This window comes from Polynucleobacter difficilis (assembly GCF_003065365.1).
In the GTDB taxonomy this organism is placed as follows: domain Bacteria; phylum Pseudomonadota; class Gammaproteobacteria; order Burkholderiales; family Burkholderiaceae; genus Polynucleobacter; species Polynucleobacter difficilis.
On the sequence record NZ_CP023276.1, the window covers coordinates 728,466 to 747,842 of the forward strand.

Annotated in this window: 17 protein-coding genes; 15 read left to right on the forward strand and 2 right to left on the reverse strand. The window is 50.9% G+C overall.

The features are described from left to right. Positions 1–25: 25 nt before the first annotated feature. From nuoE to AOC34_RS03810, 12 genes are read left to right on the forward strand one after another with little or no spacing between them, the layout of a single operon-like run. Entirely contained in the window at positions 26–544 is a 519-nt protein-coding gene (nuoE, locus tag AOC34_RS03755) for an NADH-quinone oxidoreductase subunit NuoE (RefSeq protein WP_108468837.1), read from the forward strand. After that, positions 541–1,836 (forward strand): NADH-quinone oxidoreductase subunit NuoF, encoded by a 1,296-nt coding sequence (gene nuoF, locus AOC34_RS03760; RefSeq protein ID WP_108468838.1) that lies wholly within the window; start codon positions 541–543, stop codon positions 1,834–1,836. Before nuoE ends, nuoF begins: the two co-directional genes overlap by 4 nt. Before the next feature lie 36 nt (positions 1,837–1,872). Further along, positions 1,873–4,197 carry an NADH-quinone oxidoreductase subunit NuoG gene (nuoG, locus tag AOC34_RS03765; RefSeq protein ID WP_108468839.1) on the forward strand — a complete coding sequence of 775 codons (2,325 nt, stop codon included), beginning with the start codon at positions 1,873–1,875 and terminating at the stop codon, positions 4,195–4,197. A gap of 8 nt (positions 4,198–4,205) precedes the next feature. After that, positions 4,206–5,279 (forward strand): NADH-quinone oxidoreductase subunit NuoH, encoded by a 1,074-nt coding sequence (gene nuoH, locus AOC34_RS03770; protein ID WP_108468840.1) that lies wholly within the window; start codon positions 4,206–4,208, stop codon positions 5,277–5,279. A 9-nt stretch (positions 5,280–5,288) separates the two neighbouring features. Beyond that, positions 5,289–5,780, forward strand: a complete 492-nt coding sequence (gene nuoI / locus AOC34_RS03775; protein WP_108468841.1) for an NADH-quinone oxidoreductase subunit NuoI — start codon at positions 5,289–5,291, stop codon at positions 5,778–5,780. Between the two features lie 10 nt (positions 5,781–5,790). Then, positions 5,791–6,453, forward strand: a complete 663-nt coding sequence (locus AOC34_RS03780; protein ID WP_108468842.1) for an NADH-quinone oxidoreductase subunit J — start codon at positions 5,791–5,793, stop codon at positions 6,451–6,453. After that, entirely contained in the window at positions 6,450–6,758 is a 309-nt protein-coding gene (nuoK, locus tag AOC34_RS03785; protein ID WP_108468843.1) for an NADH-quinone oxidoreductase subunit NuoK, read from the forward strand. Before AOC34_RS03780 ends, nuoK begins: the two co-directional genes overlap by 4 nt. Before the next feature lie 17 nt (positions 6,759–6,775). Continuing rightward, on the forward strand, positions 6,776–8,827 hold the full coding sequence (nuoL, locus tag AOC34_RS03790) for an NADH-quinone oxidoreductase subunit L (protein WP_108468844.1): 2,052 nt from the start codon (positions 6,776–6,778) through the stop codon (positions 8,825–8,827). A 15-nt stretch (positions 8,828–8,842) separates the two neighbouring features. Then, positions 8,843–10,309, forward strand: coding sequence for an NADH-quinone oxidoreductase subunit M (locus tag AOC34_RS03795; protein WP_108468845.1), 1,467 nt, complete (start codon positions 8,843–8,845; stop codon positions 10,307–10,309). 15 nt (positions 10,310–10,324) lie between these two features. Continuing rightward, positions 10,325–11,824 carry an NADH-quinone oxidoreductase subunit NuoN gene (gene nuoN, locus AOC34_RS03800; protein ID WP_108468846.1) on the forward strand — a complete coding sequence of 500 codons (1,500 nt, stop codon included), beginning with the start codon at positions 10,325–10,327 and terminating at the stop codon, positions 11,822–11,824. Positions 11,825–11,871: 47 nt separating this feature from the next. After that, positions 11,872–12,477 carry an NUDIX domain-containing protein gene (locus AOC34_RS03805; protein ID WP_108468847.1) on the forward strand — a complete coding sequence of 202 codons (606 nt, stop codon included), beginning with the start codon at positions 11,872–11,874 and terminating at the stop codon, positions 12,475–12,477. Positions 12,478–12,535: 58 nt separating this feature from the next. Beyond that, positions 12,536–13,057 (forward strand): DUF1178 family protein, encoded by a 522-nt coding sequence (locus AOC34_RS03810; protein WP_108468848.1) that lies wholly within the window; start codon positions 12,536–12,538, stop codon positions 13,055–13,057. A gap of 132 nt (positions 13,058–13,189) precedes the next feature. On the opposite strand, the gene AOC34_RS03815 is transcribed toward AOC34_RS03810, so the two are convergent. Next, on the reverse strand, positions 13,190–14,716 hold the full coding sequence (locus AOC34_RS03815) for a CoA-acylating methylmalonate-semialdehyde dehydrogenase (protein WP_108468849.1): 1,527 nt from the start codon (positions 14,714–14,716) through the stop codon (positions 13,190–13,192). Between the two features lie 188 nt (positions 14,717–14,904). On the opposite strand from AOC34_RS03815, the gene AOC34_RS03820 reads away from it, so the two are divergent. Further along, positions 14,905–16,026, forward strand: a complete 1,122-nt coding sequence (locus AOC34_RS03820; RefSeq protein ID WP_108468850.1) for an NADH:flavin oxidoreductase/NADH oxidase — start codon at positions 14,905–14,907, stop codon at positions 16,024–16,026. On the opposite strand, the gene AOC34_RS03825 is transcribed toward AOC34_RS03820, so the two are convergent. Then, entirely contained in the window at positions 16,023–17,333 is a 1,311-nt protein-coding gene (locus tag AOC34_RS03825; RefSeq protein ID WP_108468851.1) for an amidase, read from the reverse strand. The genes AOC34_RS03820 and AOC34_RS03825 overlap by 4 nt on opposite strands. Before the next feature lie 25 nt (positions 17,334–17,358). On the opposite strand from AOC34_RS03825, the gene AOC34_RS03830 reads away from it, so the two are divergent. Together AOC34_RS03830 and AOC34_RS03835 are read left to right on the forward strand one after the other, a co-directional pair. Continuing rightward, positions 17,359–18,078: a SprT family zinc-dependent metalloprotease gene (locus tag AOC34_RS03830; RefSeq protein ID WP_234408148.1), complete on the forward strand. Its 720-nt coding sequence runs from the start codon at positions 17,359–17,361 to the stop codon at positions 18,076–18,078. A gap of 93 nt (positions 18,079–18,171) precedes the next feature. Beyond that, positions 18,172–19,269 carry a tartrate dehydrogenase gene (locus tag AOC34_RS03835; protein WP_108468852.1) on the forward strand — a complete coding sequence of 366 codons (1,098 nt, stop codon included), beginning with the start codon at positions 18,172–18,174 and terminating at the stop codon, positions 19,267–19,269. The last annotated feature ends 108 nt before the right edge of the window (positions 19,270–19,377 follow it).

Consider the following 19,377-nt stretch of genomic DNA (forward strand, 5'->3'; position numbering starts at 1 on the left):
TCGCTTGGACACTCTGGACTAATTCATGACACACACTCCAACCATGCAACTATCTGCCAAGACCCGCGCCGATATGGAGCGCAATATTGCCAAGTACCCCGCCGATCAAAAGCAATCGGCTGTGATGGCATGTTTAATTGCAGCGCAAACCGAAGTAGGCTGGGTCTCGCCTGAGGTGATTGCTGAGGTTGCATCTGTATTGGGCATGACCACCATTGCAGTGGATGAAGTCGCCACTTTTTACAATATGTATGACACCAAACCCATTGGGCGTCACAAAATTGTGGTGTGCACCAATTTGCCATGCCAGCTCAGCAATGGCGAGCGCGCCGCCAATCATTTAAAGCAGCGGCTGGGGATTGGTTTTAATGAGACCACGCCTTGCGGCACATTTACCTTAAAAGAGGGTGAGTGTATGGGTGCCTGTGGTGATTCCCCAGTGATGCTGGTGAACAATAAAACCATGTGTAGTTTTATGAGCAATGAAAAAATTGATGCGCTCTTGGATGAGTTGCGCGCTTCGGCAAAAGGACAGCCAGCATGACCAGTCTGCACAGCCGTCACATCAAGCCATTAATTTTGGCTGGCCTCACTGGTGATAACTGGGGCCTCAAAGATTATGAGAGCCGCGGCGGTTATCAGCAGTTGCGCCGAATTCTGAAGGACAAAGTCACGCCAGACGCTTTGATTGCAGAATTAAAAGCATCGTCACTGCGCGGTCGTGGCGGCGCAGGATTTCCGACTGGACTGAAGTGGAGTTTTATGCCCCGTCAGTTCCCGGGTCAGAAGTATTTGGTTTGCAATAGCGATGAGGGTGAGCCCGGTACGTTTAAAGACCGTGACATCATGCGCTACAACCCACATGCATTGATCGAGGGCATGATCATCGGTGCCTACACCATGGGCATTAGCGTTGGCTATAACTACATTCACGGCGAAATCTGGGAAGTCTATACCCGCTTCGAAGAGGCATTAGAACAGGCCCGTGCCGCAGGTTATTTGGGTGATTCCATCCTAGGAACGGATTTTAATTTCCAGCTGCATGCATCGCCAGGCTGGGGTGCCTACATTTGCGGTGAAGAAACTGCGTTGCTGGAATCCCTCGAAGGCAAAAAGGGTCAACCCCGTTTCAAACCGCCATTTCCAGCGAGCTTTGGTTTGTATGGCAAGCCCACGACAATTAACAATACGGAAACCTTCGCGGCCGTGCCATTCATATTGGCAATTGGTGGTGAGGCGTATTTGCAACTCGGCAAGCCCAATAATGGCGGCACAAAGATTTTCTCGGTGTCGGGTGACGTAGTGCATCCCGGTAATTACGAGGTTCCTCTCGGAACGCCGTTCTCAGAGCTCTTGCAGCTCGCTGGCGGTATGCGCGAAGGAAAAGCATTAAAGGCAGTAATCCCAGGCGGATCATCGGCGCCGGTTATTCCGGGCGCCATGATGATGGATCTCACGATGGACTACGACAGCATTGCAAAAGCGGGTTCGATGTTGGGTTCAGGCGCGGTCATCGTCATGAATGACACCCGTTGCATGGTGAAGTCGCTCTTGCGCCTATCGTATTTCTATCACGAAGAGTCGTGCGGACAGTGCACCCCATGCCGTGAGGGCACCGGCTGGTTGTGGCGCATCGTTAATCGCATTGAGCATGGACAAGGGCGCCCAGAAGATTTGGATTTGCTGAATGACGTTGCGGCAAATATTCAGGGTAGAACCATTTGCGCTTTAGGCGATGCGGCTGCAATGCCAGTGCGCGGCATGCTCAAGCACTATATGGATGAATTTGCGTACCACGTTGAGCACAAGCGTTGCATCGTGCCTGAATACGTTTAGTACTACTAGAAAAGAGAAGGATTTATTGACGTGAGCATGGTTGAAATCGAATTGGACGGTAAGGCAGTCGAAGTTCCGCAAGGTTCGATGGTGATGCATGCCGCAAATAAATTGGGAACCTATATTCCCCATTTCTGCTATCACAAGAAATTATCGATCGCAGCCAATTGCCGCATGTGCTTAGTTGAGGTTGAAAAAGCACCCAAACCATTGCCTGCCTGCGCAACGCCAGTAACTCAGGGCATGAAGGTCTTTACGCATTCTGCAAAAGCAGTGGAAGCGCAACGCTCGGTTATGGAATTCTTGCTCATTAATCACCCACTGGATTGCCCGATTTGCGATCAAGGTGGTGAGTGTCAATTGCAGGATTTATCCGTTGGTTACGGCAAATCCACATCGCGCTACAGTGAAGAAAAGCGCGTGGTGTTTCATAAGAATGTAGGGCCGCTCATTTCCATGGAAGAGATGACGCGTTGCATTCATTGCACCCGCTGCGTTCGTTTTGGCCAAGAAGTTTCTGGAATCATGGAATTGGGCATGGTCAATCGCGGCGAGCATTCTGAGATCACCACCTTCTCTGGTCAAACGATTGATTCCGAATTATCGGGAAATATGATTGATATTTGCCCAGTCGGCGCCTTAACGAGCAAGCCATTCCGTTACGCTGCGCGTACCTGGGAGCTCGGCCGTAAGCGTTCATTGAGCCCGCACGATAGCTTGGGCACCAACACCACAGTACAAACCAAAGCCAATCGTGTGATGCGAGTTGTGGCTCTGGAAAATGAAGCCATTAATGAATGCTGGATTAGTGACCGCGACCGTTTTGCCTACGAAGGCGTAAATAGTGCAGAGCGCTTGACTGTGCCGATGGTCAAGCAAGAGGGCAAATGGCTTGAAACGGATTGGGAGTCTGCCTTAGAGTACGTTACCCGTTCTTTGAAAACCATTACAGCGGATCATGGCGCTGATGCGCTTGCGGCCATCGCTCACCCAATCTCGAGCGTAGAAGAATTGCATCTCCTGCAAAAAGTCGTTCGTGCAATGGGATCTGATCGCGTTGAGACGCGCCTACGTCAAACTGACATGCGCGGTAGTGCCACTGCACCATGGCTAGGTATGCCAATTGCCAATGTGAGCCAATTGGATCGAGCACTCGTGATTGGTAGTTTTTTACGTAAAGAGCAGCCACTGATTGCGGCGCGTTTACGTACTGCTACGAAGCGTGGCCTCCAGGTTTCTCGCATTGATGCGGGTGGTGATGATTGGTTGATGCCTTCGCTGGGCATTCCTGCGGCGCCGAGTCGCTGGACAGCAGTGCTGACTGAAGTAGCCAGCGCGATTGCAAAAGCAAACGCAAGTCAATTGCCCGCAGGCATTCAGGGTGGGGCGGTTTCGCCAGAAGCCCAAGCCATTGCAGATAGCCTTTTATCTGGAAGCAATAAGGCAGTGCTTTTGGGTTCTGCTGCCATTGCGCACACCCATGCTTCGAATTTGCATATGCTAGCCCAATTTATTGCCGAGCAAACCGGTGCTACCTTTGGATTTTTACCGGTTGGCGGCAATGCCGTTGCGGCACCGCTGCTGCAAGCTGTTCAGCAAAAACCCAATGCGGGTATTGATTCTGTTCTCGACGGTAGCGCTCGCGCAGTCCTTTTGCTCAATGTGGAGCCATTATCTGATTTGCCCAATCCACAGCAAAGCCGTGCAGCCCTCATAAAGGCCGATACCGTTATCGCGCTGAGTGCGTTTGCTAGCAGTGAGCTATTGGAATTGGCTGATGTGTTGTTACCCATTACGCCATTTACAGAATCCGTTGGTAGCTTTATCAATGCAGCAGGAACAGTGCAGACCATCCAGCCATCGGTTCGCCCCTTAGCTGACGCAAGACCAGCATGGAAAGTGTTGCGCGCCTTGGGCAGTTTATTGGGTCTGAATGGCTTCTTACTTAATACGCCGGAAGAGGTTTGTGGTGAGGCTTTAGCAAAACCAATAGCCGAGCGCCTTAATAACCGCTTTACTGCAGCCCTCGGCCTGACTCAAGATCAAGCCATTACCGGCCTGGAGCGGGTAACGGACTTACCGATTTATGGTGTCGATGCGATCGTGCGCCGTGCTCCTGCATTGCAATTGACTCGCGATGCAAAAAATGCACATTGCCTGGGCTTAAATGCCAAGACCTTCGCTGAACTGAATTTGAAAGACGGTGATCTTGTCGCTATTACGCAGGGCGGCAATACAGTGCAAATGCCTGCCATGCTGGAAAGTCAGTTGGCGGCCGGATGCGTGCGTCTATCTGCAACCACACCGACTAGCGCAGCGCTCGGTCCGATGTTTGGTGCCGTTACGGTGAGCCGAGTTTAGGAATCGCAATGACAGAGCTACTCAATACCGTGAATGCCTTTGGGTCTGAATTACTCGGATCTTTTTGGCCGCTGGTGTGGACATTACTGAAGATCGTCGCGATCGTCTTGCCGATGTTTGCTGCAGTTGCCTACATGACCCTGTGGGAGCGCAAACTGATTGGTTGGATGCACATTCGCCTTGGCCCGAATCGCACTGGCCCATTGGGTTTACTGCAGCCCATCGCTGATGCGATTAAGTTGCTGCTCAAAGAAATCGTTTCACCGACCCGCTCGAACAAAGTGCTGTTTATTGTTGCGCCAGTAATGGTCATCATGCCCGCATTTGCATCCTGGGCAGTGATTCCGTTTCAGGCTGATTTAGTCCTGGCCGACGTCAATGCCGGCCTCTTGTACATCATTGCGATTTCATCGATCGGTGTATATGGCGTGATCTTGGCTGGCTGGGCATCGAACTCCAAGTACCCGTTCTTGGCAGCGATGCGCGCTTCGGCGCAAATGATTTCCTATGAAATCGCCATGGGCTTTGCGTTGGTCACCGTTCTTATTATTTCAGGCTCACTCAATCTGAGCAAAATCGTGCTGCTGCAAGATACCGGCATCTTTGCTGACATGGGACTTAATTTCCTGTCGTGGAACTGGTTGCCTTTGTTGCCCATGTTCTTGATTTACTTTATCTCCGGTGTTGCCGAAACCAATCGCCATCCCTTTGACGTGGTGGAAGGGGAGTCCGAGATTGTGGCTGGTCACATGGTTGAGTATTCGGGTATGGCATACGCCATGTTCTTCTTGGCGGAATACGCCAACATGATCATGATTGCTGCGCTTACCTCGATTCTGTTCTTGGGTGGTTGGTTACCCATTGTTGATTTGCCCATCTTGCGCGATATCCCTGGATTCTTTTGGCTGTTTGCCAAAACCTTCTTTATTTTGTCCTGCTTTATTTGGCTGCGGGCGACCTTACCCCGTTATCGCTATGACCAAATCATGCGCCTAGGCTGGAAGATTTTTATTCCCTTGGCTGTTTTCTGGGTGGTGTTGGTGGGTGCTTGGGTTGTTTCCCCATGGAATATTTGGAACTAGGTCACGATTATGTTTAAACGGATTAATCAGTTCTTAAGTAGCTTAATGTTGAAAGACATTTTGACCGGGATGGCGATCACCGGAAAATACCTTTTCAAGCCGAAATTTACGGTGCAATATCCTGAAGAGAAGACGCCGCAGTCACCTCGTTTTCGTGGTCTGCATGCATTGCGCCGTTATCCGAATGGGGAAGAGCGTTGCATCGCTTGTAAATTATGCGAGGCTGTTTGCCCAGCCATGGCGATCTCGATTGAATCGGATCAGCGCGACGATGGAACGCGCCGGACTACGCGCTATGACATCGATTTAACCAAGTGTATTTTTTGCGGTTTCTGTGAAGAAGCCTGTCCGGTTGATGCGATTGTCGAAACCAATATTTTTGAGTACTTTGGAGATAAGCGGGGCGATTTGTATTTCACGAAAGATATGTTGCTCGCGGTCGGCGACCAGTATGAAAAAGACATTGCTGCTAACCGCGCCGCTGATGCTCCCTATCGCTAAGTAATTCACTATGACATTCGAACCCGCAACCCTCTTTGCTATTTTCTTTTATGCCTTCGCCGGCATTTTGGTGCTTGCTGCCTTACAGGTGATTACGTCGCGCAATCCGGTGAACTCTGCCTTGTTTCTGATGCTGTCCTTCTTTTGCGCATCCGGATTGTGGATGCTCCTGCGTGCAGAATTTTTAAGTCTCGTACTGATTTTGGTTTACGTTGGCGCAGTCATGGTCTTATTCTTGTTTGTGGTGATGATGCTGGATTTGGATTTGGCGCACCTGCGTCGGGATTTTAAGAAATACTTGCCCGTTGCCTTTTTAATCGGCGCCGTCATTGTGATGGAGCTATCGATCGTATTGATTCGGGGCTTTATTGGCACCACAGTACCTTTGCAGCCAATGATGGAAGAGATGGGCGGCGTATCCAATACCCAAGCCCTTGGGCGCCTGGTGTTTGTTGATTATGTTTACGCCTTTGAAATCGCCGGATTGATTCTCTTGGTTGCAATCATTGCAGCGGTTGCGCTGACCCTGCGCCGCCGTAAAGACTCTAAATCCCAAATCATTGCCGATCAGGTTGCGGTGAACCCAGCAGATCGTATGCGCATGGTGAAGATGGATTCAGAAATGGATGCGAAGCAGGATCAGCGTGGCAAAACGGGCGGAGATCAAAAATGACTGTAACGCTTGCCCATTTCTTAGTCTTAAGCGCCATCCTGTTTGCGATTAGCGTCGTTGGCATTTTCCTAAATCGCCGCAACATCATCATTTTGTTGATGGCAATCGAGCTCATGCTCCTGTCCGTCAATATGAACTTCATTGCCTTCTCCTATTACTTAGGTGACATGGCCGGTCAAGTGTTTGTGTTTTTCATTTTGACCGTAGCGGCTGCTGAGGCCGCAATTGGTCTGGCGATTTTGGTTGCCTTGTTCCGTAAATTCGATTCGATCAATGCTGAAGAGCTTGATCACCTCAAAGGCTAGTTTAAAAAGACCCTGCAATGGAACTGACCCTTACTATTCCCGTACTCTGCGCCATACCCCTTGCGCCATTAATCGGCAGCATGTTGGTGGGATTTTTTGGTACTGGCTTCTTAGGTAAGCAGCTTAGCCGCGGCGCCTGCCAAACCATTGCTATTTTGGGTGTGACGATTGCATTCGTTTTGTCTTGCAATGTGTTGATGCAAGTAATGGACGGTTTTTACTTCAATGGCTCGGTATATCGCTGGATGCAATTGGGCGAGTTTAGCTTTGATATTGGCTTCTTGATTGACCCCCTCAGTGCGGTGATGATGGTGGTGGTGACCTTTGTTTCGTTAATGGTGCACATTTACACTATTGGCTATATGGCAGAGGAGGAGGGCTACAACCGCTTCTTCTCCTATATCTCCTTGTTTACGTTTGCCATGCTCATGCTGGTTATGAGTAATAACTTGCTGCAGCTCTTCTTTGGCTGGGAGGCGGTAGGTGTTGTTTCTTATTTGCTGATTGGCTTTTACTACGAGCGCCAAACAGCCGTCTTTGCCAATATGAAGGCTTTCTTGGTCAACCGTGTGGGTGACTTTGGATTCATTTTGGGCATTGGCTTGCTCTTGGCCGGTACTGGCTCCATGAACTACGATGCGATTTTTGCCCAAAATACGGTCCTCGCTGCGCAGACTCTGCCAGGTACCGATTGGAATCTGGTCACGGTTGCTTGCATTTGCCTCTTTATTGGCGCCATGGGTAAATCAGCCCAGTTTCCCTTGCACGTCTGGCTGCCGGATTCGATGGAAGGCCCAACCCCAATCTCTGCTTTGATTCATGCCGCAACCATGGTGACTGCCGGTATTTTTATGGTGAGCCGGATGTCGCCTCTGTTTGAGTTGTCGGATGTGGCGCTCAGCTTTATCTTGGTGATTGGCTCTATTACCGCTTTATTCATGGGCTTTCTGGGCATCGTGCAAACCGACATCAAGCGGGTGGTTGCGTATTCCACCTTGTCGCAGTTGGGTTTCATGACAATCGCTTTGGGTGTTTCTGCTTATCCGATTGCGATCTTCCATTTAATGACCCATGCCTTCTTTAAGGCGCTCTTGTTCTTAGGGGCGGGTAGTGTGATTTTGGGCATGCACCACGAACAAGACATGCGCAAAATGGGTGGGCTATGGAAGTACATGCCGGTAACCTGCTTAATGATGCTCTTGGGTAGCTTGGCCTTGATCGGTACGCCGTTCTTCTCAGGCTTTTATTCCAAAGATTCGATTATTGAAGCGGTTGCTGCGAGCACGATTCCAGGATCCGGTTTTGCTTTGTTTGCGGTGATGGCCAGCGTCTTTGTTACGGCCCTGTATTCCTTCCGTCTATATTTCTATGTCTTCCATGGCAAAGAGCGCTTTGGCCATGACGACCATGGTCACCACGCACATGATGATCACGGCCATGACGATCATGCGCATCACGGTTTGGCACCAGGCCAAAAACCACACGAATCGCCTTTAGTTGTGACGATTCCACTCATCCTCTTGGCAATCCCTTCGGTCATCATTGGTTTTTACACCATTGACCCCTTGCTCTTCGGTAGCTTCTTTGGCGATTCGATCTTTATTGATATTGCCAAGCATCCCGTCATGAAAGACTTGGCGCAGGCATTCCATGGGCCGGTTGCCATGGCGATGCATGCATTCAGTACACCGGTATTGTTGCTCGTGGTCTTGGGCGTGCTCACTGCTGCGATTGGCTATTTGTGGGTGCCTAGCTTGCCCGCTAAGGTATCGGAAGCCTTGGCTCCGATCAAGAAATTGCTTGATCACAAGTATTACCTCGATGAATTGAATCAAACTGTCTTTGCAAAAGGCATGCTGTGGTTTGGCGGAATTTTTTGGCACCGCGGCGACGAAAAGATCATTGATGGCTTCTTTGTTAATGGTAGCGCCCACATGGTCGGCCGTTTTTCAGGGATTGTGCGACGCCTGCAGTCGGGCTATCTCTACCACTATGCATTTGCCATGATCCTTGGCGTCATTGCGTTGTTGACCTGGGTCTTGTACACCTATATTTATATTGCCTATTAAGTTGAAGCTTTCGTCATGATTCTTTCTTACGCCATCTGGATCCCGATCGTTTTTGGTCTGATCATCTTGATCTACGGATCGGAGCGCCCATCATCTGGAGTGCGCTACTTGGCTCTGTTTGGAGCAGTGCTGGGTTTCATTGCAACCCTGCCTTTGGTCTTGCGGTTTGATGAAACAACAGCAGGGATGCAGTTTGTCGAGAAGTTCAGCTGGATTGAGCGCTATGACATTAACTACCATCTGGGCGTCGACGGAATTTCAGTTTGGTTTGTTGTTTTGACGGCGTTTATTAATATCTTTGTGGTTGTTGCTGCATGGGAAGTCATCACTGAAAAAGTTTCGCAGTACTTAGCATCCTTCATGATTTTGTCGGGCTTGATGATTGGCGTGTTCTCTGCTCTGGATGGCATGCTGTTCTATGTATTCTTTGAGGCGACCTTAATACCGATGTACATCATCATCGGCGTATGGGGTGGTAAGAACCGCATTTATGCCGCGTTTAAGTTCTTCCTCTATACCTTGCTGGGCTCGCTGCTAACCTTGATCGCGATGCTCTACCTGTATAACGCAACCAATACCTTTGATATCCAGACCTGGCATCACGCGCCTCTGGATATTGTTGAGCAAATTCTCATTTTCTTTGCATTCTTTATGGCTTTTGCAGTCAAAGTGCCAATGTGGCCTTTGCATACCTGGTTGCCCGATGTGCACGTTGAAGCGCCGACCGGCGGATCAGTTGTGTTGGCGGCCATTATGCTCAAGCTCGGCGCGTACGGTTTCTTGCGTTTCTCCTTGCCGATTGCGCCGGACGCCAGCATGTACCTCGGCCCCTTTGTGATTTTCCTGTCACTGGTTGCCGTGATCTATGTTGGTCTGGTTGCCCTGGTTCAAAAGGACATGAAAAAACTGGTGGCGTATTCATCTGTGGCGCACATGGGCTTTGTGACCTTAGGCTTTTTCCTCTTTAGTCCGCTTGGCATTGAGGGCGGGATTATTCAGATGATTTCCCACGGCTTTATTTCGGGCGCGATGTTTTTGGCGATTGGGGTTCTCTACGATCGCATGCATACCCGCCAAATTGCGGATTTCGGTGGGGTGATCCACCGCATGCCGAAATTCTCTGTTTTCATGGTCTTTATGGCAATGGCCAACTGCGGTTTACCAGCAACCTCCGGCTTCGTTGGGGAGTTCATGGTGATTCTTGCGGCGGTCGATTATGACTTCTGGATTGGTTTGCTGGCAGCTACTGCGCTATTACTTGGCGCGGCCTATTCTTTGTGGATGGTAAAGCGCGTGTTGTTTGGAGCGATTGCTAATAAAGAAGTCGATGCCTTAACCGACATCAATGGCCGTGAGTTTTTGATGATGGCAGTGCTCTCCATTTGTGTGCTGTGGATGGGTATTTATCCAAAACCATTTACCGACATCATTCACCCAGCGGTCATGCATTTGCTGGAACACGTTGCGATTAGCAAACTGTAAAGCCGAGATAAGAATATGGAAATCCTTGACCTCATTGTTCTTTTGCCCGAGTTGGTAATCCTGCTTGCAGCCTGCTCATTGCTTGTCTTGAGTGCATTTGTAAAAGAAACGCCCCTAGCGGCCGATGGTATGGTGCGCGAGGTATTCGATACGCCGCGCGGCGCCAACTTTGTTTACAACGGAGCGCTGCTACTTTTGCTGGTGATCGGAACGGTATTCGCTTTGCGTATTCCGGATTTGCCAACCTATGCCATGACAGGCTTGTTCCAGGCAGATCCCTTAGCAAACCTATTGAAGTCCGCTTCGTGTTTTGCACTACTGATTAGTTTGATCTATTCCCGCCAATACCTAGTCGACCGCGGCATGTTTAGGCCCGACTTCATTGTCTTGGCCTTATTTGCATTGTTAGGGCAGTGCGTCCTTATCTCGGGCGCAAACTTGCTCACCCTTTATCTTGGCTTGGAGCTAATGGCTCTCTCAACCTATGGATTGGTGGCGATGCGGCAGGATCATGCCCAGAGCACAGAAGCCGCCATGAAGTACTTTATTCTGGGCGCCTTGGCATCTGGCTTTTTGCTCTACGGTATGTCGATGCTCTATGGCGTTACGGGATCACTGGATCTGATTGAGATTTTTAAGGCCGTAGCAGACCCTCGGATTAATCATTTGATCATGGCCTTTGGCCTGGTTTTCATTATGGCTGGCCTCGCCTTCAAATTGGGCGTCGTGCCGTTTCATATGTGGGTACCGGATGTCTATCAAGGCGCCCCCACTGCGGTTACCTTATTGATTGCAGCTGCGCCGAAGTTAGCTGCGTTTGCTTTGCTCTTTCGCTTACTGGTGAATACCTTATTGCCGCTATTTAGCGACTGGCAGCCGATGCTGATCATGCTGGCAGTATTGTCAATGGTGATTGGTAACGTGACCGCCATTGCGCAAACCAATATCAAGCGCATGCTGGCGTATTCGGCGATCGCTCAAATGGGATTTGTGTTGCTTGGTATGCTGTCGGTTTTCGATGACCATGCTTATAGTGCAGCACTGTTTTATGCAGTAACGTATACCTTGACTACCTTGGCTAGCTTTGGTTTTTTAATGCTTCTGTCGAAAAAGGGTTACGACTGCGAGACCCTTGATAGCTTAAAGGGCTTAAATAAAAAACACCCGTGGTTTGCATTTATGGGCCTGGTGATGATGTTCTCTTTAGCGGGTATTCCGCCGACGGTTGGCTTTGCCGCTAAATTATCGGTGCTTGAGGCTTTGGTGGATGCAGAGTACACCTTACTAGCCATCATTGCTGTGATGGCATCCTTGGTTGGCGCTTTTTATTACTTGCGGGTGGTGAAGGTGATGTATTTTGATGCGCCACTGCGCGAACATGAGATTACCGGATCTAGTATCTCGCGCGGCATATTGGGCATCAATAGTATTGCCATCTTGGTCTTGGGTATCTTTCCAGGGGCCTTAATGGCCTTGTGTTTGGATGTGATGCGAAACACCTTGCTCGGCGGCTAACACCACTAACCCAGCTCATGAGCTGGGTTTTTTTATGGATATCTTCAATGACTGAAAAATCCCTACATGATTTACCGCAAGGCGATACGCATCTTAAAGAAGAATGCCTTGATAGCTGTGATCTGTACGGCGGTATATTTTTAAATATGAAGCGGGATACCGTCCGAATGCCCGATGGCGGTGAAGCGGTTCGGGAGTACCTGACTCATCCCGGTGCGGTAGCGATCGTTGCGTTACTAGACGATGGACGTATTTTGCTCGAGCGCCAGTACCGCTATCCTGTGGCTCGGGTGTGCATGGAAATTCCGGCGGGCAAGCTGGATTTAGGCGAGGACCCCCTCATTTGCGCGCAGCGTGAACTGCAAGAAGAGACCGGGTATACCGCCGCAAAATGGAGTTACATTCGGCGCATTCATCCAGTGATTTCCTATTCGACCGAATTTATTGATATTTACTTAGCCGAGGGCCTAAGCAAAGGCCAGCGTCAGCTTGACGACGAAGAATTTCTGGATGTATTTGCCGCTTCTTTAGATGAATTGCTGACCTGGGTAGAAGAGGGCGCTATTACCGACGTCAAGACCACGATTTCAGCCTATTGGTTAGATCGCTACCGCCAGGGCTTAGTACAGCCACAAGCGATCGTCATCGATTAAAAAACACCATTAAAATAGGTTGTATTGAATTTAGCAGTTTTGCCCCCATCTATTGACCATGAAAGTCTATAACCTATCCTGTTCCTTTGATCACCGCTTTGAGGGGTGGTTTGCTTCGGAAGAAGATTGCCTTACCCAGCAGGCTAGCGGCATGCTTGCGTGCCCCTTATGCAATAGCACCGAGATTACGCGGATGCCATCGGCACCCCACATTGCCAAGTCGCACGCCAAAGAGAATCAAGTGCAAGGTAGTGAGGCTTCCAGCGCACTTGCCAAGGTAAGCCCTGCAGAAAATCAGCCAAACCAGAATGAGGTTGCCGCAGTGACGCGCGCCGACCATAGCCAGTTAGAGGCGCAGGTACAGGCTGCTTTTTTAAAGGGAATGCATGAGCTAATGAGTCGTTCTGAGGACGTGGGCTCTGAATTTGCAGAGGAGGCTCGCAAGATTCATTACAAAGAGTCGCCCGAGCGCAGTATTCGGGGGCACACTACTGCAGATGAGGCAGAGTCACTTCGTGAGGAAGGAATTGAAATCCTGGCTTTACCCGCGCTGCCGCTTCTAAAAAACACCCTGCAGTAAATACTGCACCCTGAGTGCCTCACCAAGTTCCTTACTAAGGCACTCACTAGAGCGTACTAAAGAAAATAGCAACCCGAAGGTTGCTATTTTTATTTCAAGGCTGCCTAAACTTTGGCAGTACTTTGCTTTGGATTACTTGGACGTGGGCATCACAAACTCTGCACCCTTGGCAATGCTTTCGGGCCAGCGCTGCATCACGCTCTTTTGCTTGGTATAGAAACGCACACCTTCTTTGCCATAGGCATTCATGTCGCCGAAGAGCGAGCGCTTCCAGCCGCCAAAGCCATGCCAAGCCATCGGCACCGGAATTGGTACGTTAATGCCCACCATGCCGACTTGAACGCGGCGCGCAAACTCACGGGCAATATTGCCATCGCTGGTAAAGCAGGCAACACCGTTACCAAACTCATGAGCATTGACTAAGTCCAGCGCCTCGGCAAAGTTGGCAACACGCACGCAGGAGAGTACGGGCCCAAAAATCTCTTCCAGGTAAATTTGCATGTCAGGGGTAACACCATCAAACAGCGTGCCACCCAGCCAAAATCCCTTCTCTGATCCGGGAACGGAAAAATTGCGTCCGTCGACTAAGAGCTTGGCGCCGGCTGCTACGCCTTTATCAATGTAGCCAGTAATGCGATCGAGCGCAGCACGGGTCACAATCGGACCCATTTCTGCATCGAGCTGCATACCATTTTTAATCTTCAAGGTACGGGCACGCTCAATCAGTTTAGGCATGATCTTTTCGGCAGCATCGCCTACTAAAACAGCCACTGAGATTGCCATGCAGCGCTCACCCGCAGAGCCATAGGCTGCGCCAACGAGGGCATCAACCGCTTTATCAATGTCGGCATCGGGCATGACTACCATGTGATTCTTAGCGCCGCCGAGGGCTTGAACGCGCTTACCAAAGTGGGCGCCGCGCTCGTAGATGTAGTTAGCAATCGGGGTTGACCCAACAAAACTAATCGCTTTGACGTCTGGATTTTCAATTAAGGCATCTACCGCTTCTTTATCACCCTGAACGACGTTAAAAACGCCTTTGGGTAAGCCTGCCTCAGTCAGTAATTTAGCCATCAAGAGCGAGGCCGATGGATCAGTTGGGCTGGGTTTCAAAATGAAGGTATTGCCGCACGCAATGGCGACTGGGAACATCCACATCGGCACCATCACTGGGAAGTTAAACGGCGTAATGCCAGCAACCACACCCAAGGGCTGTCGCATGATCCAGTTATCAATGTCGGTCGAGACCTGCTCGCTGTAGTCGCCCTTGAGTAGTTCCGGAATGCCAGTCGCAAATTCGACAATCTCAATGCCGCGGGTCACTTCACCTTGGGCGTCCGTAAATACTTTGCCGTGTTCAGCGGTAATGATGGCAGCCAATTCATCGCGGTGGCGGTTCAGCAGCTCTAAATACTTAAAGAGGATGCGCGCACGGCGTAGAGGCGGGGTGTCAGCCCAGGCCGGAAAGGCAGCTTTGGCAGAGGCAACCGCCTCATTGACATCGCTCGTGCTAGCGAGCGCAACACGACGAGCAACTTGGCCGCTGGCGGGGTTGTAAACGTCGCCAAAGCGCGTATTGCCGGGAAGGTGCAGGGCGCCGCCGATAAAGTGGGCAATATCGTCTTTGGAATCAAATGGAGGGGTTTTATTGCTGGTCATAGGGCTTTCTGCTGTTGGACTGGAATAAATGGGGTTGGGTGCTTTATTTCGGGGAAATGCCTTGGTTTACGCGGTAAATCGGGTGTTTAGTCCCGCGCTGCACTGAATTCATCCTGAATCCCATTATTCTATCGCTATAGTCCGTTTTTGGCTGTATTCCTCACTATTTGCTACTTAAAGGTTTTTCCATGAGTCTGCTCTTTTCCCCCTATACCATGCCATCCCCAAAGGGTGATTTGACCCTAGCAAACCGCATTGTGGTCGCGCCAATGTGCCAGTACTCTGCGGTGGACGGCTTGGCCATGGATTGGCACCTGATGCATTGGGGCAATCTATTCAATAGCGGTGCGGGATTATTCATCATTGAGGCGACTGCCGTAACCGCCCAAGGACGAATTACCCCAGCTTGCTTGGGTTTATGGGATGACGCGACGGAGGCGGCCTTAAAAGACAAGTTAAACCGAGCACGTGCTTTGGCGCCAGCCTTGCCCGTTTTTATTCAGCTCTCGCACGCCGGCCGCAAGGCATCGAGCTCAACCCCATGGCAGGGTGGCCAGTTGCTGGCAGAAGATCAGGGTGGCTGGGTCATCTGCGGCCCATCGGAGATTCCACAGTTACCGAATGAGCGGACCCCTCATTCCATGAATGCCGCTGAGCTCCAAGAGATGATCGATGCATTTGTGACCGCAGCCAAACGCGCTGATCGCATTGGGATCGATGGGGTGGAGTTGCACTGTGCACACGGGTATTTGCTGCACCAATTTTTATCGCCAATTGCAAACCAACGTAGCGATGCTTATGGCGGATCTTTTGAGAATCGCATTCGTTTTCCGTTGCAATTATTTGCGGCCGTCCGTAAGGCGTATTCGGGAGTGTTGGGACTGCGTCTTTCGGCTTCAGATTGGATTGATGGCGGCTGGACTATCGAAGAGTCAACGGAATTTACTGCTCGTTTAAAGGCGGCTGGCGCCAACTTTATTCATGTCTCATCGGGCGGGATTTCGCGGCAGCAACAAATTGCCATTGGACCGGACTACCAAGTGCCTTTTGCGAGAGCAATCAAAGCGCATGCAGGTTTGCCAACGATCGCTGTGGGACTCATTACCAGCCCACAGCAAGCAGAAGCCATTTTGGAGCGGGGCGATGCGGATCTGATTGCTTTAGCTAGGGCTTTTTTATATAAACCCCGCTGGGCCTGGGAAGCAGCAGCAGTCCTTAAAGGCGAAGTGCATGCCAGCGAGCAGTATTGGCGGTGTTTACCTGCTGAAGCGCAGGCCGTCTTTGGTGCCGTGCGGATTGGCCAGCGTTAGGCTTGGGCGCGCGAAGCAGGATCAGCCAGCGCTTGCACAAATGCTTTTGCCGTACTGAGTAACAAGCGGTCGCGACCGAGTCCAGCAACCAGTTGCACGCCCACTGGCATGTGATTGGGTCCCGTGCTGACATTGATGTTGATGCAGGGATATCCGAGCACCGACCATGAGCGGCAAAAGATCGGATCGCCGGTGTGGGACTTGGTAGCAGGAGCTTCGCCGATCGCGCTGGGGGTAATGATGACATCTGCGCTATCCGTAAAAAACTGATCCATCGCTTGCCGCGCTTGCGCAACGTAAATTAAATCAGCAGTGTAGGTTTCATACGGTATCGCAGCACCGTCTTTGAGTTGGGCCGCTATCTTGCTGCCGAGTAGCTTGGGGTAATGCACCCGCTCAAACAGCAAACTGCGGGACATCTCGGAAGTCATGATGCGGCTTTGTGCATCTGCTAAGCCATCAAAGAGAGCGGGCAAGTTTGCTTCGGCAATCCCATGGTGGCTGATGGTATTGGCTGCAAAGCGAGCCAAGGCAATTGCGGTCATGGTTTCTTTTTGTGCCAAAGGCCAGTGCACCGTATTCGCAATTGCAATGCGTGGTTTGTGGTGTAGCGCATCGATTGTGGCCAGGCCGCGATCGCCACTCATCGCTGCAACGCCTAAGGCAACATCGCTGACGGTTCTACCAAAACAGCCCAGGGTGTCCATCGAAATCGAGAGGCTTTTAACACCCGCAATGCTGACCTTGCCATAGCTAGGCTTATAGCCAACCACACCACAAAAGCTAGCAGGGCGAATGATCGATGCGGCGGTTTGGGTGCCCGTAGCCAAGGGAACCATAAAGTCAGCCACCGCAGCAGCAGAGCCGCTAGAGGATCCGCCGGGCGTATGTGCTGTGTTGTGGGGATTGGCAGTGGGGCCACTCTTAAAGGTCGCAAATTCCGTTGTCACGGTTTTGCCCAAAATAATGCCACCCGCTTTGCGCATCAGGGCAATCGAAACGGCGTCTGTCACCGGTTGGTGCTTGCGGTAGATGGGCGAGCCATACGCTGTGGGTAGGTCGTAGGTGTCAAACAGGTCTTTGACGCCAATGGGTAATCCATGCAACAGGCCGGTCGATGCACCGCGATCGAGTTGCCGTGCACGCACGATGGCGTTTTCTTTACCAAGACTTACCCACGCTTTAATGGTGCGTTCGCGCTGCCCAATGCGGTCCAAGCACGCCAAGACTAAATGCTCTGCCTTGATCTTTCCTTGGGCAAGGGCGAGGGCGGCATCGGATGCGCTGAGGCTTTCAAGATCATTCATAGGCCTATTCTAGTGGCGCTGGCGTATGATCGCAATTCAGCTCCGTTTACCCCAGTTTTTTTCACCCCCTTTTACTTTTATGGCCATTCCCCACACCATCAACCGCGAAGCGTGGTTACAAGAAGCGGTTCGACGCCTTGAGCCGATTTTTTCAAAGGCAGGCTATGCCATTCCGCCGGTACGCGTGTCCTGCGGCTTTCCGGCCTCGAGCAGTCCGCGCACGACCCTGGGTCAGTGTTGGCCACGCGAGCGCTCGGGCGATGGCGTGAATGAGATTTTTATTTCCCCCAAGTTGGACGAGCCGGTTCAGTTACTCGATACCTTAGTGCATGAGCTCTGCCATGCGGTAGATGACTGTTTCAGTGGTCATGGCGAGGATTTCAAGGGGATAGCGCAGGCATTGGGATTGGAGGGCCCTGCACGGATGGCCCACGCCAGTGAAGCGTTGGTTGTGCGTTTGATGATGATTGGTCAGGAGCTGGGCCCATACCCCCATCAGGCGATTGCCTTTCCACCTCCAAGGCCAAGCAATGCCAGTCGCAGCAAAGCCAAGTGCGGGCAGTGCGGTTACGAAGTGACCCTACTGAAGCGCTGGGCCAGCTATGGTGCGCCAATCTGCCCTAAGGACAATATCCGCATGCAGGAGGCTGTACCCGAAACGATTGAAAACACCCCCAATGCGGACTCAGACTCGATTGCTGGGGACAAGCCAGGCCGGGATACCATTCGGCGCGCCATTAGTTAGTGGTGCGAGTCAATCCTAGAGCAAGGCTTGTAAAATATCGCCATTGATTGTGCTCTTTAGCACGCCATTTAATTTACCCTCACGAAGCCCATCATGAATGCACAAAAAATAGTAAAAAATCCCAAAATTGCCGTTATCCCAGGAGACGGTATCGGCAAAGAAGTGATGCCCGAAGGCGTGCGCGCCTTAGAGGCAGTCAGCAGAAAACTTGGCATTCCGATGCAGTTTGATCACTTTGATTTTGCAAGCTGTGATTACTACCTCAAGCACGGCAAGATGATGCCGGATGATTGGTTCGATACCTTAATGCAATACGATGCCATTTTCTTTGGCGCCGTTGGTATGCCCGATATTCTTCCGGACCATGTGTCGCTGTGGGGAAGTTTGATTCAGTTCCGCCGCGGTTTTGATCAGTACGTTAATTTACGGCCCGTGCGCTTACTGCCGGGCGTGCCTTGCCCACTCGCCAATCGCAAACCTGGCGACATTGATTTCTTCGTAGTTCGCGAAAATACCGAAGGCGAATACTCCAGCGTGGGCGGCAAAATGTTCCCCGATACCGATCGGGAGTTTGTGATGCAAGAATCCGTTTTCACGCGCCACGGCGTCGATCGCATTCTGAAGTTTGCGTACGACTTAGCCCAGAGCCGCGATAAAAAACACCTGACGTCTGCAACCAAGTCCAACGGCATTGCAATCACCATGCCGTATTGGGATGAGCGGGTTGAGGTAATGGCCAAGAAGTATCCAGACATCAAAAGCGACAAGTACCACATTGATATTTTGACAGCGCAGTTTGTGATGAACCCGGACCGTTTCGATGTGGTGGTGGCTAGCAATTTATTTGGCGATATTCTGTCGGATTTGGGTCCTGCATGTACTGGCACCATTGCAGTAGCACCATCGGGCAGCATTAATCCCGAAGGATTATTTCCGTCGCTGTTTGAACCTGTGCATGGGTCTGCGCCCGATATTTTTGGCAAGATGATTGCCAACCCCATCGGCCAAATTTGGAGTGCCTCCATGATGATGGATCACTTGGGCTATCCTGAGGCCGGTAAGCGCATCTTTGCTGCGATTGAGGACGTGCTCTCCGCAGGTCCTGGTCATGCACCACTCACACCGGATGTTGGCGGCACTGCGAAGACGGATGACCTAGGTAAAGCGATTGCGGCGGCAATTGAGCGCTAGACGCATACAACAATAGAAGTAATTCGAATGTAATAAGGGGGGATTAATCCCCCCTTATTCATTTAGGTATTCATAAATGCAGGCACTTTTTGCTCTGCTGTATTTAAT

What these genes read in the sequence shown, in the direction of transcription:
- nuoN (WP_108468846.1), top strand. Translation starts at nt 10,325, where the DNA reads ATGGAAATCCTTGACCTCATTGTTCTTTTGCCCGAGTTGGTAATCCTG.
- AOC34_RS03830 (WP_234408148.1), top strand. Translation starts at nt 17,359, where the DNA reads ATGATCGCAATTCAGCTCCGTTTACCCCAGTTTTTTTCACCCCCTTTT.
- AOC34_RS03820 (WP_108468850.1), top strand. Translation starts at nt 14,905, where the DNA reads ATGAGTCTGCTCTTTTCCCCCTATACCATGCCATCCCCAAAGGGTGAT.
- nuoK (WP_108468843.1), top strand. Translation starts at nt 6,450, where the DNA reads ATGACTGTAACGCTTGCCCATTTCTTAGTCTTAAGCGCCATCCTGTTT.
- AOC34_RS03835 (WP_108468852.1), top strand. Translation starts at nt 18,172, where the DNA reads ATGAATGCACAAAAAATAGTAAAAAATCCCAAAATTGCCGTTATCCCA.
- AOC34_RS03815 (WP_108468849.1), bottom strand. Translation starts at nt 14,716, where the DNA reads ATGACCAGCAATAAAACCCCTCCATTTGATTCCAAAGACGATATTGCC.
- nuoL (WP_108468844.1), top strand. Translation starts at nt 6,776, where the DNA reads ATGGAACTGACCCTTACTATTCCCGTACTCTGCGCCATACCCCTTGCG.
- nuoE (WP_108468837.1), top strand. Translation starts at nt 26, where the DNA reads ATGACACACACTCCAACCATGCAACTATCTGCCAAGACCCGCGCCGAT.
- nuoG (WP_108468839.1), top strand. Translation starts at nt 1,873, where the DNA reads ATGGTTGAAATCGAATTGGACGGTAAGGCAGTCGAAGTTCCGCAAGGT.
- nuoI (WP_108468841.1), top strand. Translation starts at nt 5,289, where the DNA reads ATGTTTAAACGGATTAATCAGTTCTTAAGTAGCTTAATGTTGAAAGAC.
- AOC34_RS03780 (WP_108468842.1), top strand. Translation starts at nt 5,791, where the DNA reads ATGACATTCGAACCCGCAACCCTCTTTGCTATTTTCTTTTATGCCTTC.
- AOC34_RS03795 (WP_108468845.1), top strand. Translation starts at nt 8,843, where the DNA reads ATGATTCTTTCTTACGCCATCTGGATCCCGATCGTTTTTGGTCTGATC.
- AOC34_RS03825 (WP_108468851.1), bottom strand. Translation starts at nt 17,333, where the DNA reads ATGAATGATCTTGAAAGCCTCAGCGCATCCGATGCCGCCCTCGCCCTT.
- nuoH (WP_108468840.1), top strand. Translation starts at nt 4,206, where the DNA reads ATGACAGAGCTACTCAATACCGTGAATGCCTTTGGGTCTGAATTACTC.
- AOC34_RS03805 (WP_108468847.1), top strand. Translation starts at nt 11,872, where the DNA reads ATGACTGAAAAATCCCTACATGATTTACCGCAAGGCGATACGCATCTT.
- AOC34_RS03810 (WP_108468848.1), top strand. Translation starts at nt 12,536, where the DNA reads ATGAAAGTCTATAACCTATCCTGTTCCTTTGATCACCGCTTTGAGGGG.
- nuoF (WP_108468838.1), top strand. Translation starts at nt 541, where the DNA reads ATGACCAGTCTGCACAGCCGTCACATCAAGCCATTAATTTTGGCTGGC.